The sequence below is a fragment of the Bradyrhizobium sp. CCBAU 65884 genome (genome assembly GCF_028128835.1).
Lineage (GTDB): Bacteria > Pseudomonadota > Alphaproteobacteria > Rhizobiales > Xanthobacteraceae > Bradyrhizobium > Bradyrhizobium ottawaense.
Map to the genome: position 1 here is coordinate 46193 of NZ_LBJU01000128.1, position 16772 is coordinate 62964.

At 64.5% G+C, this 16772-nt stretch carries 16 protein-coding genes; 10 read left to right on the forward strand and 6 right to left on the reverse strand.

The window, feature by feature from the left end; genetic code table 11:
- The first annotated feature begins 297 nt into the window (after nt 1–297).
- The 5 genes from XI03_RS29510 (at nt 298) to XI03_RS29530 (ending at nt 6848) form a co-directional block, all read left to right on the forward strand.
- Nucleotides 298–1725, forward strand: coding sequence for an efflux RND transporter periplasmic adaptor subunit (locus XI03_RS29510; protein WP_095426253.1), 1428 nt, complete (start codon nt 298–300; stop codon nt 1723–1725).
- Nucleotides 1722–2447 carry an ABC transporter ATP-binding protein gene (locus XI03_RS29515; protein ID WP_028140949.1) on the forward strand — a complete coding sequence of 242 codons (726 nt, stop codon included), beginning with the start codon at nt 1722–1724 and terminating at the stop codon, nt 2445–2447. The genes XI03_RS29510 and XI03_RS29515 overlap by 4 nt, the downstream gene beginning before the upstream one ends.
- The gene (locus XI03_RS29520; protein ID WP_018320679.1) at nt 2444–3667 is read left to right on the forward strand and encodes an ABC transporter permease; all 1224 of its coding nucleotides are present in this window, start codon (nt 2444–2446) and stop codon (nt 3665–3667) included. The genes XI03_RS29515 and XI03_RS29520 overlap by 4 nt, the downstream gene beginning before the upstream one ends.
- A gap of 51 nt (nt 3668–3718) precedes the next feature.
- A complete protein-coding gene (locus XI03_RS29525) occupies nt 3719–4030 on the forward strand; it encodes a response regulator transcription factor (protein ID WP_097668596.1) in 312 nt (103 codons plus the stop codon).
- A gap of 964 nt (nt 4031–4994) precedes the next feature.
- On the forward strand, nt 4995–6848 hold the full coding sequence (locus XI03_RS29530) for an alkaline phosphatase family protein (RefSeq protein WP_271594105.1): 1854 nt from the start codon (nt 4995–4997) through the stop codon (nt 6846–6848).
- An 85-nt stretch (nt 6849–6933) separates the two neighbouring features.
- On the opposite strand, the gene XI03_RS29535 is transcribed toward XI03_RS29530, so the two are convergent.
- A complete protein-coding gene (locus XI03_RS29535; protein WP_028140952.1) occupies nt 6934–7506 on the reverse strand; it encodes a hypothetical protein in 573 nt (190 codons plus the stop codon).
- Between the two features lie 393 nt (nt 7507–7899).
- On the opposite strand from XI03_RS29535, the gene XI03_RS29540 reads away from it, so the two are divergent.
- Nucleotides 7900–8559, forward strand: a complete 660-nt coding sequence (locus XI03_RS29540) for a peroxiredoxin (RefSeq protein ID WP_028140953.1) — start codon at nt 7900–7902, stop codon at nt 8557–8559.
- Between the two features lie 132 nt (nt 8560–8691).
- Here XI03_RS29540 and XI03_RS29545 read toward each other — a convergent pair whose 3' ends face one another.
- The gene (locus tag XI03_RS29545) at nt 8692–10422 is read right to left on the reverse strand and encodes a methyl-accepting chemotaxis protein (protein WP_271594106.1); all 1731 of its coding nucleotides are present in this window, start codon (nt 10420–10422) and stop codon (nt 8692–8694) included.
- 103 nt (nt 10423–10525) lie between these two features.
- Between XI03_RS29545 and XI03_RS29550 the strand changes: the two genes are divergently transcribed.
- Nucleotides 10526–11980: a cryptochrome/photolyase family protein gene (locus XI03_RS29550; RefSeq protein WP_271594107.1), complete on the forward strand. Its 1455-nt coding sequence runs from the start codon at nt 10526–10528 to the stop codon at nt 11978–11980.
- Nucleotides 11981–12046: 66 nt separating this feature from the next.
- Complete coding sequence (locus XI03_RS29555) at nt 12047–12364, forward strand: histone (protein ID WP_271594108.1); 318 nt, start codon at nt 12047–12049, stop codon at nt 12362–12364.
- A gap of 60 nt (nt 12365–12424) precedes the next feature.
- Here the strand turns inward: XI03_RS29555 and XI03_RS29560 are convergent, their stop codons facing one another.
- The 3 genes from XI03_RS29560 to XI03_RS29570 all read right to left on the reverse strand — a co-directional run bounded on the left by XI03_RS29560 (nt 12425) and on the right by XI03_RS29570 (nt 14684).
- Nucleotides 12425–13171 (reverse strand): hypothetical protein, encoded by a 747-nt coding sequence (locus tag XI03_RS29560; protein ID WP_271594109.1) that lies wholly within the window; start codon nt 13169–13171, stop codon nt 12425–12427.
- Nucleotides 13172–13267: 96 nt separating this feature from the next.
- Complete coding sequence (locus tag XI03_RS29565) at nt 13268–14140, reverse strand: DMT family transporter (RefSeq protein ID WP_038973503.1); 873 nt, start codon at nt 14138–14140, stop codon at nt 13268–13270.
- A gap of 97 nt (nt 14141–14237) precedes the next feature.
- Nucleotides 14238–14684, reverse strand: a complete 447-nt coding sequence (locus XI03_RS29570) for a hypothetical protein (protein ID WP_018322327.1) — start codon at nt 14682–14684, stop codon at nt 14238–14240.
- A gap of 302 nt (nt 14685–14986) precedes the next feature.
- Here XI03_RS29570 and XI03_RS29575 point away from each other — a divergent pair, with 302 nt between their 5' ends.
- Nucleotides 14987–15250: a hypothetical protein gene (locus XI03_RS29575; RefSeq protein ID WP_095426246.1), complete on the forward strand. Its 264-nt coding sequence runs from the start codon at nt 14987–14989 to the stop codon at nt 15248–15250.
- Nucleotides 15251–15317: 67 nt separating this feature from the next.
- Here XI03_RS29575 and XI03_RS29580 read toward each other — a convergent pair whose 3' ends face one another.
- Nucleotides 15318–15779 (reverse strand): host attachment protein, encoded by a 462-nt coding sequence (locus XI03_RS29580; protein WP_028140960.1) that lies wholly within the window; start codon nt 15777–15779, stop codon nt 15318–15320.
- A gap of 311 nt (nt 15780–16090) precedes the next feature.
- Here XI03_RS29580 and XI03_RS29585 point away from each other — a divergent pair, with 311 nt between their 5' ends.
- Complete coding sequence (locus XI03_RS29585) at nt 16091–16381, forward strand: hypothetical protein (RefSeq protein WP_038950354.1); 291 nt, start codon at nt 16091–16093, stop codon at nt 16379–16381.
- Nucleotides 16382–16772 lie beyond the last annotated feature (391 nt).

Sequence of the window (16772 nt, forward strand, 5' to 3'; positions counted from 1 at the left end):
TGTGCCGAGTCGAACGCCGGGCGCCGGCCGCTTTCGGCCGGAGCAGACGGGACGTTCAGTCAGCTAATCGAGTTCGATACCGCGCGCGTCATATCGATACGCTTCGTATGCATCTCCAGCAAATCACGAAAAGTCGCACCCCGCGCCTTTACTACTGGATCATCTGGCGCACCCGACCGTCGCCCCGACGAGAACGACATACTGACGATCGATACTACCTTAGATGATTTACAACCATAGCGAGCTTGCCATTTTTTCCTGCCGCAACGAAGCCATTTCAACCAGGCGGGTTTTGATATGCGATTTGTGCCAGTTATTGCCTTGCTTGGAACTGCATGCAGCCTCGCCGCGGTCACCACCGTGGGGCCGGCCGTCATCACCGGCGCGGCCGGGAGGGCTACGGACAAGGCGGCGCACGCCTTGGAATCGACCAGGCGCCTGCTCGTCCCCGTCGGACGCGAAGCTCCGACATTCGGGTCCGATTCGCCCGTGTTCCGCTACGCCTCGATCCAGCGCGGCAGCATCGAGCAGACCGTCACGGTCACCGGTGCCCTGCAGCCGGTCAAGACGATCGAGGTCGGTTCCCAGCTGTCCGGGCAGCTCGCCCGGGTCTATGTCGATTTCAACGACACCGTCACCAAGGATCAACCGCTCGCCTTGATCGATCCGCGCAGCTTCGCGGCCAAGGTCGACGAAGCCAAAGCTGCGCTTGCCGTCTCCAATTCGCTCGTCGACATCGCCAGGGCCAAGCTGGATCGCGCCCGGATCGACCTGCAAAACGCCAGAGGCAGCCGCGACGTGCTCGCCGCCAAGCTCGAAAGCGCTCAGGCGGTCAAGACCTCGGCGCAGAAGACCTTGCAACGGAAGCTGGCGCTGCAATCGCAGAACGTGGTGGCGACGACGACAGTCGACGACGCACAGACCGAGTTCACCGCACGCCTCGCCCAGGAGCGCGAGGCCGAGATCCTGATGTCCCTCAACTCCTATTCGGTGGAGGGGGCACAGGCCGACGTCCGCCGCATCGAGGCGGAGCTGCAACAGGCACGCATGGCCGTGCCGGAGAAGGCAGCCGTTCTCGCCGCAGCTCAGGCCGATCTCGACCGCACCGTGATCCGCTCGCCGATCAACGGCGTCGTCGTCGGCAGGTTCGTCAACGAGGGCCAGACGCTCGCGGTCGGACTGGAATCGCGCACCACCTTCGTGGTGGCCCACCGCCTGGAGGACATGGAGATTCACGCGCAGGTCGACGAAGCCGATATCGGCCGCATCGCCCCCGGCCAGCGCGCCCATTTCACGGTGGACGCCTACCCCGACCGCCGCTTCGAGGCGGTGGTGCGGCAGGTGCGCAAGGCGCCGCAGACCCAGCAGCACGTCGTCACCTACACCGTGGTCCTTGCGACCTCCAATCTCGACGGCGCGCTGCTCCCGGGCATGACCGCTCTGGTGAAGATCGTGATCGAGCGGCAGGACGACGTTCTGAAGGTGCCGCTCGCCGCGTTGCGCTTCCAGCCCTCCGGCACGCGGCAGGATCCTGCCGCCCGCAGCGGGGTGTGGGTGCGCACCGCAAGCGGCTCGCTCCAGCGCATCGCCGTAACAGTGGGCGCTGCCGGCACCGAACAGGTCGCCCTCAAGAGCGGAGATCTCGACGAGGGCAGCCAGGTTGCCGTCGGCCAGGCCATCCGTCCGGCGGGCATGGAATTTCTCGGAATCAGGTTCGGATCATGACCGCCTCCCCGCCGCTCATCAGCCTCCAGTCGGTCGGCAGGACCTATCGCACCGACGGAGTCGCGGTCACCGCGGTCCGCAATGTCAGCTTCGACATCGCGCAAGGCGAGATCGTCGCCGTGATGGGTCCGTCCGGCTCCGGCAAGTCGACGCTGATGAACATGATCGGGCTGCTCGACCTGCCGAGCGAGGGCGCGGTCTATCTCGAAGGGGCCGATGTCGCCGATCTCTCGGAAGATCGCCGGTCGTCCTTGCGCGCCCGTAGCATCGGCTTCGTGTTCCAGTCCTACAATCTGCTCGCGCGCCACGACGCGATCGAGAACGTCGCGCTGCCGCTGGTCTATTGCGGTGTCGGCCGCAGGGAACGTTTGGCGCGCGCGGAAGCGAGCCTTCAGGCCGTCGGCATGCTGCACCGGGCCCATCATTTTCCGCGGCAGCTCTCCGGCGGCGAGCAGCAGCGCGTCGCGATCGCGCGCGCCCTGATCGCCTCCCCGCTGATCGTGCTCGCCGACGAGCCGACCGGCGCGCTCGACAGCCGTACCGGCGCCGAGATACTGGCGCTGTTCGCCGCGCTCAACCGGACCGGCCAGACCATCGTGATGATCACGCACGATCCCGGCATCGCGGCGCAGTGCCGCCGCACGATCCACCTGCATGACGGCGAACTCGTCGCTGACGAGACGCCGGCTCCGGCCCTGCCGAAACGGAGCGCGGCGCCATGACGATGCTCCAGGGATTCCAGATCGCCCTGCACGCCCTCAGGCTCAATCCGCTGCGCAGCTTCCTCACCATGCTCGGCATCGTGATCGGGGTCGCCTCCATCGTGACGGTGTTTGCGATCGGTTCCGGCGCGCAGCTGCGCCTGCAGGAACAGATCCGCTCGATCGGCGCCAACGTGCTGATGATCACCCCCGGCGCGGTCTACCAGGGCGGCGTGCGTCTCAAGGACGGCAGCAAGCTGACGATGACGGAGAGTGACGTGCAGGCCATCCTCGAGCAGATTCCGGAAGTCCAGGCCGCGGCCGGCTCGATCGCCGGAACGGCGCAGGTCATCCACGAGGGCAAGAACTGGAATACGACGATCAACGGCACGACGACGGGGCACTTCATGGTACGCGACTGGCAGCTCGCGACCGGCCGCTATTTTTCCGGCACCGAGGAGGCCGGAGCCGGCAAGGTCGTGATCCTCGGCAGCACCGTTGCACGCGAGCTGTTCGCGCCGGGCGACGATCCCATCGGTGCGCAGATCCGGATCATGAAGGTCCCGCTCGAGGTGGTCGGCGTTCTCGATCGCAAGGGACCCGCACAGGACGACGTCGCCTTCGTGCCGCTCGCCACCGCCAAGCTACGCTTCCTCGGCAGCGCCAGCAACATCAACCGGGATTCGGTTGCCTACATCATCGCCAAGGTCGCCGGGGACGGGCAGATGGCGGGGGCGCGATCGGAGATCGAGAACCTGCTGCGGCAGCGCCACCGCGTCCCCGCCGGCCAGGAGGACGATTTCAAGGTCCAGGATCCGGCCGCCGCCATGGAAGCGCAGCAGGGAGCGATCCGCACCGTCGCGCTCCTGCTCGTCGCCATCGCCTCGGTCTCGCTGCTCGTGGGCGGCATCAGCATCATGAATGTCATGATCGTGTCGGTCACCGAGCGCACGCGGGAGATCGGCATCCGCCGCGCGCTGGGCGGGCGGATGCGGGACATCCGTCTGCAGTTCCTCTGCGAGGCGCTCGTGCTCTGCCTGCTCGGCGGAGCCATCGGCGTCGCCGGCGGCGTCACGCTCTCGATGACGGTCGCCCGCATGGCAGGATGGGTCACCTCGATCGACGGGCAGGCGATCGGCCTTGCCCTCGCCTTCTCGATCGCGACCGGCCTCATCTTCGGTTTCTATCCCGCGCACAAGGCATCCAAGCTCAGCCCGATCGAGGCGCTCAAGACGGAGTGACAGCATGCTGGGAGTGGCCACATCAACCCGCAGTCCAGGGAGCAACCAGCCATGAGCCGAGATCCGCAGGACTCGATTACACCGACGCCGCGCGAGCGCGAGCTGATGATGTTGATCGCACGGGGAATGCAGAACAAGAATATCGCCTACGAGCTCAAGATCTCGGAGAATACGGTGCGGGCGCATATCGGCAACATCATGCGCAAATACCGGCTTTCGAACCGAACGCAGATCGCGATCGTGTTCACCCTGCACGCAGCGCCATCCTCGCTACGCCGCGATCTCGCCAGGGTCGGCCATCCTCCGACGGCGACGAAGCCCGCGCAAGCCCCTGCACCACGGGTGCAGACCGCGACGGATTGAATGTCCCGGCCACAATCCCTTGCGTTGCCCGACGGGCAAAACACCCAAGGTATCGGTCAACCCGCGGCGGCGAAAATATTCCACTTTACCGAATTTCGGAAACGGCGTATGCATCGCTCAACCCGGCCCAAGGAAGAGGGGCGTATCGCGATCGTCACGAACGCGGGCCGGGCGGCGGTGGACGCAGGTGACATCGGCGCGAAGTGCTTTCGCAGGGCGGAGAGCCGTGAGCGAAAGTATCGCGCACACGACCGGTGTGATCGGCGTACGGCAAAATCGTGTGGTCCTGGCGCCCGGGGTCTGTGCGCCAAGTCTTGTGGTGATGGATGTCGTCCAACCGGACGCATCCGCCAGCCATCCGCAAGGCGACGGGGGCAATAGTGCAACGCTCCCCGGGGAGAGCACGACATAAGCCGTAAAGCCACTGCGCAGGGAAGGCCGGGATGCTCCGGTTGCCCTGTGGTCTTTCCGCCTGTGCTTTTCTGCACACGCAGATCTTGCGCACAGGCGGCCATGGGAGCCAACCGGCTCCCGGCCTTCCCTGCGCCCTCTTTCAATTGAGGGTGAAGCGATGAAGCAAAGCTCGGGCGAAATGCGCTGCGAGGATGCGATCCCATGTCAGTCATTCAACAACGGTCTCGTGCCCCGGACGCAGCGCAGCGCTCTCCCGGCGATGCGAAGCATCGTCCGGTTCAGCGGTGCGCTGCAGAGCCGGGGCCCATGTAGCAGCACGTGCTGTGGCTTCCTGGGTCCCGGCTCTGCGCGGCAGCGTAGGAACGCTGCAGCGCGTCCGGGACACGAGCTTGGCGGATGCTGTACTTCACACTCGCGTGGGGGCCGCTCCCCTCCCCAACCCTCCTGCATCGGCGACGGGCCTTGTAACAAGGCCGTCATGCAGCGAAACTAAACGAAGCTGGGGGGCCGCGGATTGCGGCCATGCCGCCTCACCGCAGGGAGAGATTTGATGCGCCGTTCACTGGTGTTGCTGTCCGCCGGACTGACAGTGCTATCCACCGGATTTGCGTCCGCCCAGAACAACACGCCCCGCAATCTGATCCTGTTCATTCCGGACGGTCTGCGCGCGCTGAAGGTCAACCCCGACACGGCACCTGCCATGGCAGAAATCCGCGACAAGGGCGTCAATTTCAAGAATTCGCACTCGCTGTTCCCGACCTTCACCATGGCCAATGGCTCGGCGATGTCGACCGGCCATTATCTCGGCGATACCGGCGTGTTCTCCAACACGATCTGGACCAACTACACCTCCGTCCCCGCCGGCGACACCGTGGTCCCCTTCATCGAGAACGACGCCGTGCTCGGCGACATCGACGAGCATTTTAGGGGCAACTACCTCAACGAGGACACCATCCTGAAGCTGGCCCGCGACAAGGGGTACAGCACCGCAGCGCTAGGCAAGCACGGTCCGACCTATCAGTTCGATCACACCGACAAGCCTGAAAAAGCCGGCCTGCATTCGATCGTGTTCGACGACGCCACCGGCGGCAAGAACGGCGTGGCGCTGTCGGACGAGGTAAAGGACGCCCTGACCAAGGCCGGCCTGCCCACCACCACACCGCCGCGCGGCGACAATTCCAAGGCGGGCGATGCCAAGACGCCGGGCACGACCGCCGCCAACGTGGCGCAGCAGGCCTATTTCGCCGACGTCGCCGCCAAGGTGGTGCTGCCGATGTTCAAGGCGCGCAACAAGCCGTTCGTGCTGGTGTTCTGGTCGCGCGACCCCGATGGCAGCCAGCACAACACCGGCGACAGCCTCAACCAGATCCTGCCCGGCATCAACGGTCCGACCTCGATGGCCGGCATCAAGAACGCCGACACCAACCTCGCCCAGCTCCGCAAGGCGCTGGACGAGCTCGGGCTTGCGGCCTCGACCAACATCATCGTCTCGGCTGACCACGGCTTCTCGACCATCTCCAAGGAAAGCAAGACCAGCCCCTCGGCCAAGGTCAGCTATGACGACACGCCGAAAGACTTCCTGCCGATGGGCTTCCTGGCGCTCGACCTCGCCAAGGCGCTCGACCTGCCGCTGTTCGACCCCAACGACAAGAACGCGAAGATCGAGGGCAACAAGCATCCCAAGGCCGGCAACGGCGTGCTCGGCAAGGATCCGGAAAAGCCCGACCTCGTCGTCGCCACCAATGGCGGCTCGGACCTCGTCTATCTCCCGAACAAGGACAAGAAGCTGGCGGCCAAGACCATCAAGGCGCTGCTGGCGCAGGACTACGTCTCCGGCCTGTTCGTCGAGGACTCGCTCGGCCGCTTCCCCGGCACCCTGCCGCTGTCGAGCATCAATCTGCGCGGCAGGGCAGCGACGCCGACGCCGTCGATCGTCGTCAACTTTCGCTCCTACGCCAGCGATTGCGGCGAGGCGCCGACCAACTGCTCGGTGCAGGTGGCCGACACCGTGCTGCGCCAGGGCCAGGGCATGCATGGCAGCTTCAGCCGCGGCGACACCATGAACTTCATGGCGGCGATCGGCCCGGACTTCAAAGCCGGCTTCGTCGACGAGCTGCCGGTCAGCAATGCCGACGTCGGCATGACGGCCGCCCGGCTGATGGGCCTAAGCGCGACACAGAAAGGAGACCTGGCCGGCCGCGTGATGTCGGAAGCCATGCCCAACGGCACCGTGCCGAAGGCTCTTGCCGGCACGATGAAGTCCAAGCCCGCGGAGGGCGGCCTGACCACCGTGCTGAACTTCCAGCGCGTCGGCAGCCAGCGCTATTTCGACGCCGCCGGCTTCCCGGGCCGCACGCTCGGCCTCGAGCCGGACGGCGGCAAACAAAAAACGGCGGGGAAATAACCCCGCCGCTTTCGCTCGCGCCCCGCACGTGGGCGCGAGAACATCTCGGTTGTTACATGCCCAGATCTTTTACATGCCCGGGTCTTTACATGCCGATGTCGAACACGTTCGGCAATTGGCCAGCCAGGGGCAGCGCGGTGGCGCCGAGGAAGGTCGCCACCATCGCCATCAGGCGGCGGTTGTTGTGGCGCTTGCCGCGCATCTGGCCGGCGATCCACTCCAGCATCTCGCTGTTGACCTTGGAGGCATAGGACGGCGCCCAGCTCTCGATCTCGGTGTCGGCCGACAGCGCGACGCTGCGCGGCGGCACTTTCAGGCCCGAGGCGCTTGCGGCATAGTGGGCAACCGCCTTGGCGAGCAAATCATCGAAGCGGCCGCCATCGGTGCGTTCGGTCGCGGCCTCGTTGATCTCGAACAGGATCTCGGCCTCAGCGCGGCTGACCGGCTGGTCGTTGACGGCAGTGGCGGTGAGGATGCGCGTGCACCAGGCGGTGTCGTCGGCATCGAGCGAGCGGGAGAAATGGACCCGGCCCTTGGTGGTCGGGCCTTCGCCCGTGATCACGCCGTCGCGCACGATGGAGAGTGCATGGGCCGCGGTATCGCGGCAGGACGGTTCAAGGGACGACGAGTCAGCAGATTTAGGCGCAGCGGCAGACATAGTTCACTTCCAGATTTCTTCTGATCGGCCAGCATTTTCATGCCGGCGTAAAGGGGTGGTTAACGATTCGATACGGGGATCGCGACTTTTCTAGATGGTTGCCAATTGGTCGCTGTCAGGACCATTTTGGTTCTAGGACGCGACGGGCGAGCGTGATGGAAGTCATAAAAGGCATTATCGGGGCGAGCGAGACCGTGTGACCCCGGGTGGAGCTGTTTCGCCGCAGGTGTCGGTGTAACAATAAGTTGCTAGAAAATCGGCCCTTCAAGGAAGGAATTCACATTTTACTTTAACCGGTTCAGTTGGCGTTCACTTGGCGTTGTAAGACCCCTATAATGAGGGGGACGGCCAGAGACAAATTCTCCAGTATATTCAATGTGATGAGGTAGAACCATGACACTTCCGATCGGCACCACCGCACCCGACTTCGAAGCCGAGACCACCGAAGGGAAGATCAAGTTCCACGACTGGATCGGCAACAGCTGGGCGCTGTTGTTCTCGCACCCCAAGGACTTCACGCCGGTTTGCACGACCGAGCTCGGCGCGCTCGCCAAGCTGAAGCCGGAATTCGACAAGCGCGGCGTCAAGCTGATGGGCCTCTCGGTCGATCCGGTCGACCGCCATGCCAAATGGTCGGAAGACATCAAGGAGACGCAAGGCGCGGCCCCGAACTATCCGATGATCGGCGACACCGATTACAACGTCTCGAAGCTGTACGGCATGTTGCCGGCCGCGATCTCGGGCGATCCCCTCACCCGCACCGCCGCCGACAACCAGACGGTCCGCAACGTCTTCATCATCGGGCCGGACAAGAAGATCAAGCTGGTGCTGGTCTATCCGATGACGACGGGTCGGAACTTCCAGGAGATCCTGCGCGTGATCGACTCGCTGCAGCTCACCGCCAAGCATCGCGTCGCGACGCCGGCCGACTGGAACCAGGGCGAGGACGTGATCATCGCAGGCTCGGTCTCCAACGACGAGGCCAAGACGATCTACCCGCAGGGCTGGAAAGAGCCGAAGCCCTACATCCGCATCGTGCCGCAGCCCAAATAACAACGAACTGTCATTCCGGGGCGGTGCGAAGCACCGAACTATGGTGCGCACTTGCGCACCTGAGAATCTCGAGATTCCGGGTTCGGCTCTGCGAGCCGCCCCGGAATGACGCTGTGAATTTCGAGCCCTGCTTTACGCCGCCCGCACGCGATCCAGAAAACCGTCGACCTCGGCCTTTAGATGCAGGCTCTCGCCCGACAGCGCCTGGGCTGAGGCAAACATCCGGCTCGAGGTCTCGCCGGTCTCGCTGGCGCCCTTGGCGGCGTGGCGGACATTGACGGCGACGTCGGCCGTGCCCGAGACCGCCGCGCGAACGCTTGCGACGATGTTGTGGGTCGCGCTTTTCTGCTGCTCGACCGCAGCCGAGATCGAGCCGGCGATGCCGCTGATGCGCTCGATGGTCTGGCCGATCGCCTTGATGGCGACGACCGATTCCTCGGTCGCAAGCTGCATGCTGGCGATCTGGTTCGAGATTTCGTCGGTCGCCTTGGCGGTCTGGCCGGCCAGCGTCTTGACCTCCTGGGCCACCACCGCGAAGCCGCGACCGGCATCGCCCGCACGCGCGGCCTCGATGGTGGCGTTCAGCGCCAACAGGTTGGTCTGCTCGGCGATCGAGGTGATCAGCTTGACGACGTCGCCGATGCGCGCGCCCGCTTCGGAGAGCTGCGCGATGCGCTGATCGGTCGCCTCGGCCTGCTGCACCGCATCGGCTGAAATCTGGTTGGATTCCTGCACGCGCCGGGCGATCTCGGAGATCGATTGAGACAGCTCGTCCGAGGCCGACGCCGCCGAACGCACGTGCTCGGAGGCGTTTTCGGACGCGCCCGCCGACTGCGCCGACAGATCTGCGGTGGAGCGCGCGACGTCGGTCAGCTGCCGCGCGGCGCGCTCGAACTCGCCTGACGAGGCCAGCACCTTGTCGAGGATGCCGCCGACGCTGCCGCGGAACTCCTCGACGAAGCTGCGCAGGTCGGATTTGCGCTGCTCGGCCGCCGCGGCCGTGGCTGCCGCCTGCTCGCTGCGCATGCGCGCCCGTTCCAGCGAATTGCTCTTGAACACCGCGACCGTGCGGGCGATCTCGCCGATCTCGTCGGCGCGATCCTCGCATTCGATCGCGACGTCGCTCTGGCCGTTGGCAAGCGCTGTGAGCGAGCGCGTGACCGAGGTGAGCGGCCGGGTGATGCGGCGGACGACCAGCAGGGTCAAGACCAGCACCAGAAGCGCGGCGAGGCCCGCGGCCGCCGCCATGCTCTCGATCGCCTGGGCCAGCATGCTCTCGTACTGGATCATGGGGATGCCGACATAGAGGATGCCGACGACCTTGCCGGCCGCATCCGCGATCGGGAAATAGGCCGTCATGAACGATTTGCCGAACAGCGTGGCCGGCCCCTTATAGGCCTCGCCACGGCGCAGCGGCGCCTGCCCCGGATGATCGGCGGCAAGCTGGGTGCCGACGGCGCGGTCGCCGTTTTCCTTTTTCACATTGGTGGAGCGTCGCACGAACTGCCCGCTCGCATCGTCGAACACGAACAGGGTCGCATTGCCGCCGGCATAGGACACCGCGCGATCGACGATGGCGTGATCCCCGAAGTCAGGCATCTTGGGGATCTCGGCGCGCGCCACCGTGCCATCCTTCATCGTGATCTTGGCGGCCGGAACGGTCTCCGTGAAGGCCAGTGCCAGCGTGCGCAGATTGACCTCGATGTCGCGCAAGGCGCGATCGTTGAAGGCGGATGTCAGCGACCAATAGCCGGCGCCGACCACAAGCGCCGTATTCACGCCGATCAGCAGCACGGCACACAGAACCGCCTTCGTGCCGAGCTTGAACTGCGGCAAGAACTTCCCGGTCGAAACCTTGGACATGAATGGAACAACCCCCGTAATTCCTGCATAATGGTGCAGTCGGCTTACGGCCGCATTAACGACAGTTCACATCGCCGCGCGCGGCATGGTTTCCAAATCGTAAATGAGGACGCCCCTGACCACGCCGAGCGCGCCTGTCATCGTCTGGTTTCGCGATGACCTTCGTCTGTCCGACCATCCCGCCCTCCATGCTGCCGTGAAAGCCGGTGCGCCGGTGGTCTGCCTCTATGTGCTCGACGAGGCCGCCGGGCGCCCGCCGGGCGGCGCAGCGCGCTGGTGGCTGGCGCAGTCGTTGCGGGGGCTTGGCGCCGAGATTGCCACGCGCGGCGGATCGCTCGTCCTGCGCAGGGGACCGGCGGCCAAGGTCGTCGCCGAATTGGCCCGCGAAAGCGGTGCCCGCGCCGTCCACTGGAATGGAATTGCGCAGGCGCCGCATCAGGCAGTTGAGAGGCAGCTCGAAGCCGCACTGGCAAAGCTCGGCATCGACTCGCAAAGCTTCCCCGGCGACCTCCTCGTCCAACCCTCGGCGATCCGCAACAAGGAAGGCCGGGGCTTGCGCGTATTCACGCCGTTCTGGCGGCGGGTGCTGTCGCTCGGCGATCCGCCAAAGCCCTTGCCCGCGCCGAAGCAGCTGCGCCCTGGTCCAAAGATCGCAAGCGATCGACTTGAAAGCTGGAAGCTCGAGCCGACCAGGCCCGATTGGGCGGGCGGCCTGCGCAAGACATGGACCCCGGGCGAAGCCTCCGCGCGGACACGCCTGCGCGACTTCCTCAAGCACACCGCGCGCCGCTATGTCGGCGATCGCGACCGCCCGGATCGAGAGGGCACCTCAAGCCTGTCGCCGCATCTGCGCTTCGGCGAGCTCAGCCCGCGCCAGGTCTGGCATGCCGCACGGTTTGCCGCGGACGAAGATCCGGTACTCGGGCCCGGCATCGAAAAGTTCCTGAGCGAGCTCGGCTGGCGCGAATTCTGCCGTCACCTGCTCCACGACCATCCCGACCTCGGCACCGACAACCTGCAAACGAGCTTCGACGGCTTCCCCTGGAAGGGCGACAAGAAGGCGCTTGCGGCCTGGCAGCGCGGGCACACCGGGTACCCCATCGTCGACGCCGGCCTGCGCGAGCTCTGGCACACCGGCGTGATGCACAACCGGGTGCGGATGGTGGTGGCGTCGTTCCTGGTCAAGCACCTCTTGATCGACTGGCGCGAGGGCGAAGCCTGGTTCTGGGACACGCTGGTCGACGCGGATGCCGGCAGCAATCCCGCCAACTGGCAATGGGTCGCCGGCTGCGGCGCCGACGCCGCGCCCTATTTCCGCGTGTTCAACCCGCAGCTCCAGGGCGAGAAGTTCGATCCGGATGGAACCTACGTTCGGCGCTGGGTACCGGAGTTGAAGGACATGCCAACCAAGCTGATTCATCGGCCCTGGCAGGCCACGCCGATCGAGCTTGCGAGCGCGGGCATCACGCTCGGCAAGACCTATCCGCAGCCGATCGTCGATCATGCCAAAGGGCGCGAGCGTGCACTCGCCGCCTACGCAAAGATCCGCAGAAGTTGAGCGCCGCTTTGACACAATTTCGAAACCCGCTATCGTCATCGCGCCAATCAAACCGCGGGGGACGATATGGACGACGATAAGCCGATCACCGAACAGGCGATGGAGACGATCACCACAGCCGTGGAAGCGACCAAGGACGCGGCGGTCATCGCCGTCAAGAAGGTCAGGAAAGCCGCCAAGAAGGTCGCGAAGAAAGTAGCGCCGAAGAAGGCTTCCAAGAAGAAGGCCAAGAAAGCCTCGAAGAAGAGTTCGAAGAAGGCTGCAAAGAAGTCGTCGAAGAAAGCGGCCAAGAAAGCGACCAAGAAAACTGCAAAGAAGGCCGCCAAGAAAGCGGCCAAGAAAACCGCCAAGTCGAAAAAGAAGGCTCGGAAGGCCAAGCGCTGATCGGGGCGCTCGAGCAGGTCTCCGGGTGTGTGCGCGCCCGGAGACAGCAGCTGGGATACCCTACCCTCGCGGCTTGGATGCGCGCCGGCCCGGGTGATGCTCTCCTTTCGGATCACGGAATTCGCTGCGATGACCGCGGCGGTCCTCGGCCTTGAAGCGCCGCCGCTTTTCCGGTGAGCCGAACTGCTTGATCAGCCGCCTGCCGTTGACCTTCTTGATGACGTAGCCACCCTCGGTCATCGAGAACGGCGCCTTGAGCGATCCCATATGGTCGAATTTGGTGCCGCGGGGATGCTCGAAGGGCTCGAACCAGGACGGATAGACGAAGTTCGACATCGGGAAGCCGTTGACGAGGAAAGAGTCCTCCTCCACGGCGTCGCAGACCTCGTAGGCATATTGGGTGTGGCGGGTCCTGTCGGCCCACAGATTGGCCATGGGATCCAGCACCATCTCGAACAGCTCGTGCGACGCCGCCAGGCTGACGGGATCGTCCTCACCCAGCGCCTTCAGGAATATCTTCGAGATCGGCTGTCCCCGATGCGTAAGCTCGTGCCGTCCGAGGAAGTTCTTGTGGCTGGCGTCGTCGAAATAGACGAGCTGCCAGTCCGTCGGCTTCGGCTTGCGGGTGACGTCGAGATCGACCGGGTAGCCCCAGACGGGGAGGAAATGCTCGTCGTAGCATTTCTGGAGCGCGGCTGTGAGCTTGGCCATCATCCGGTCGCTCATCATCTCCTCCGCGTAGTTGATGCAGGCAATCCGGACCGGCTTCAACGATCTGCCGAGCAGCGCGCGCCTCGCCTTCTTCATGGAAATCACCGTGTGAATGTGAAACTGAAATGCGTTCAGCCTAACACGGACCTGCCGCGCACGTCAGGGATGTATCCCGTCGCCCGCTCCATCCGCCTAGAAGCGCCTGTTGACGACGAACACGGCGGCCGCGCACATCCCCATGCCGGCAATCGCCAGCGCGTCGAGCTTCTCTCCGAACAGCAGATAAGCCATCAGCGCGGTCACGGCGGGCACCAGATAGAACAGGCTCGCGACCGAGGTCGCCGCAGCGTGGCGGATCAGCCAGTACAATAGCCCGATCGATCCGATCGAGAGCGCGACCGCGAGCCAGCCGAGCGCGAGCATGAACTCCCGCGTCCAGTGCACCACGCGGTCTTCGAACAGGAAGGCCCCGATCGCGAAGAAGATGGTGACGGACACATATTGCACGAGATTGCCTGAGCGCCAGTCGATCTGGTTGCAGTAGCGGCGCTGATAGAGCGTGCCGAGCGTGATGCTGATCAGGGAGACGACCGAGGCAAGCCAGCCGAGACCGGCTTCACCGGTCATGGGACGGTTGTGCAGGATCATCACCACGCCGCCGAGGCCGAGCACGAGCCCGGCCCATTGCACCGGCGTCACCTTCTCGCCGAGCCAGCGGTTGGCGATGGTCGAGGTCAGGATCGGCTGCAGGCCCGGGATCAGCGCGGAGAGCCCGGCCGGGATCGAATGCGCGATCGCGATCGCGGTGCCGCCGAGATAGAAGCCGTGGACGAGAATGCCGGCGACCGCGCTGTGCGCGATGCCGGTGCTGTCAGGCCATTTCGGCCGCGCGATCGCCGCGATGATCGCCATCAGGCCGACCACGATCGCCATGCGGATGGCGAGATAGGTCAAGGGATCGGCATTGTTGACGACGTATTTGGTGCCGATGAATCCGGTGCTCCAGAGCAGGACGAACAGGATCGGCGCGGTGCGGGCGGTCAGGGCTTCTTGATTATGGTTCATTGCCGCCCTCATTGCCCCACCGGGGGCTATGCGGCAATGCGAATTTCGCGCGGACGATGCTGCGCTGCGACGGACGATGGCGGCTCAGTTCAGCCGCTCACCACTCTTCCGGACAGGGGTCGATGATCTTCCAGAGCTCGACGCCGTTCTTGATCTTCTTCATGTCGGTGGTGAGCCCGCCATTGCGGCGGATCCAGTCCTTCACCTTGTCGGGGTAGTAGGACATCAGGTCGGACGTGCCCTCGGAGCTGGTGACCTTGATGCCGAAGGTGAAGGCCTTGTCGTAATAGGCCTGGTGGAAGCCGAGGCTTGCCCGCGGCGTCACGCAGATCTTGTTCATCGGCACGATGCCGAGCACCAGCGTGCAAGCCGAGTTGCAGATGCCGTCGATGATGACGCGCTCGCCCTTCTCGCGGACGCGCTTGTACTTGGTCTTGTATTCCTCGACATAGCCGCCGTGGTCGCGGGTGATATGCAGTTCGGCCCGCGCCGGCGTGGCGGCGGCGATGGAGAGCAACAGCAGGCTCAGAAGCGTGATGCGCATGGCGGCGTGACGGCGAAAGCCTTCAGGAATGGACCGGCTTCGAAGGACCCGCGAAATGAGCCCCTAGGCCGGCAACAGGATTCTTAACCGAATAGTCTTTGGTCATACTTGTGTGGGGAATTCGTTAAGCATCCCGAAAAGGCCAAAAATGGGCAGCCTTCGACCGCATGTCGGGCAATTCTGTCACACCCACCCGGGAATCTGAGGGATTAGCCCCGATTTCCGGGCGCCGGACGGGTGCCCTGGAGGTGCGAAGTGGCTATAGATGGCTGACCACTTCGTGCGGGTTCCGGAGAATCGAGATGAGCAAGTTGACGCTTGTAGCCGCGGTTGCTGCCCTGTCGGCCGCAATCCTAGCCCCTGGCCTCGCGGAGGCGCGGGGACATCACCGGCACCACCGCCATTACGCCAATCCGCTGCCCTACCCGATCAGCTATCTGCACAATTACGGCCCCGGCATCACCCCCGGTACCTTCGCCTTTTACGACGGCCCCTCGACCAACCATTGCTACCGGAGCGCGGCCGCCTATGTCGGCCAGGACCGCCGCCGGCACCCCTGCTACTGAGGGGCGCTACGCGTCCCCGGGGCGCTACCGCGTCCCCGGGGCGCTGGCGCGGCCTCTGCGGGCGCCTCTATTTGGCGGCGCCCGACAGCAGCAATTGCTTCTCGATCTCGTAGACCGGCAGCTTGACGAGGTCCTTGCCGACCTCGCCCCGCAGCGCCTTGCGCATGACGTCCGAATAATCGGCGCGGATCATCCCGAGCGCGCGCGGTGAGGCCACCATGGTCAGGGCCGTGGTCTCGCCGGAGCTGACGGCGGCATCGAGCCGGCCGGCAAGGCTGCGCAGGAAGGCGCGCTCGGCCTCATCGTGCCAATCGGTCTGCTCGGCCGAGCTGCGCAGGCCGCCGGCAGCGGCATGCAGGCGACCCGGCGCGTCGCTCCCTTGCGCGCTGGTCATGGGATTGGGCTGCTCGTGCACCTCCCTGGTGTGAAGGTTCGGAAACATCTCGTCGCCGAGGTTTTCCAGAATGAGCGCCTTGCGCCCATCGCACACGACCAGCCAGCCGCCCTTGTCTAATCTCATCTTGTCCATTGCACAGCTCCAAGCAACCTGTGAGCCGGCTCTCCGAATTGGTCGAAGGACTGCCCACGCGACAAGACTACGAACGAAGCCCCGACGGCGAATTGCGCAGGATCAAGAACCGCATCGATGTCCTGCGTGGCCATCGCAGCGCGGGCCGCAGCATTGGTCACTTGCGCGAACCTGGGATAGTCTGGCGGGGTCGAGGTCAGGCCTGCGGCGGACCGGCTGAAGATTTGTTCATCAGCATTACATTTCGGTTCCGCCACAATTTGATCAGAACAACTTCGATATCCTGGATCGCGTCAGCGGAGGAAGACATCATGAATCTCAAGATCGGCCTCGTCGCCGCAGCCCTGTTCGGCGCCATGTTTGGCGCTTTGGCGACATCGCCGGCGGCGTCTGCCATGCCCATCGCGCCCGCGCCTGCGACGCCGCAGGCCTCCGGCATCGAGCAGGTCCGCATGGTCTGCGACGCCTGGGGGCGCTGCTTCTGGCGTCCGAACTACTATGGGTATTACGGGCCCCGGCCGTATTACGGCCCCCGGTATTATGGGCCGCGCTATTACGGCTACGGTCCACGCTATTATGGCCCACGCTATCGCCGCTGGTGACATCTGAAGGGGCCCTCGGGGCCCCTTCGCTTTTGCGAGATCATTCCTTGCGCGGTCATCACCAGCCTGGATCGATTCCAAAACTGATCTAGATCAAGGATGAGATCGGCACGCACCGTCATTCTACGGTGATGGCGGACTTGATCGTTTTTCGATGCCCCCAGACGGGCATGAACGTACAGACGGATCTTGAGAAGCAGCTGAGGCAGGAGAGACGGAGCTTTGCATCCTTCGCCTGTCCCGCCTGCACGCGGCTGCATTTCATCGACCTCGCCTCCGGCCAGCCGATGAGCCGGGAACGTTGACGGTGACATTGATCTGACGGACGTCATGGCATGATGTCCGCAATACTACGGCCTGAAATTCGGTTTACTGAAACGCGATGTTTCGC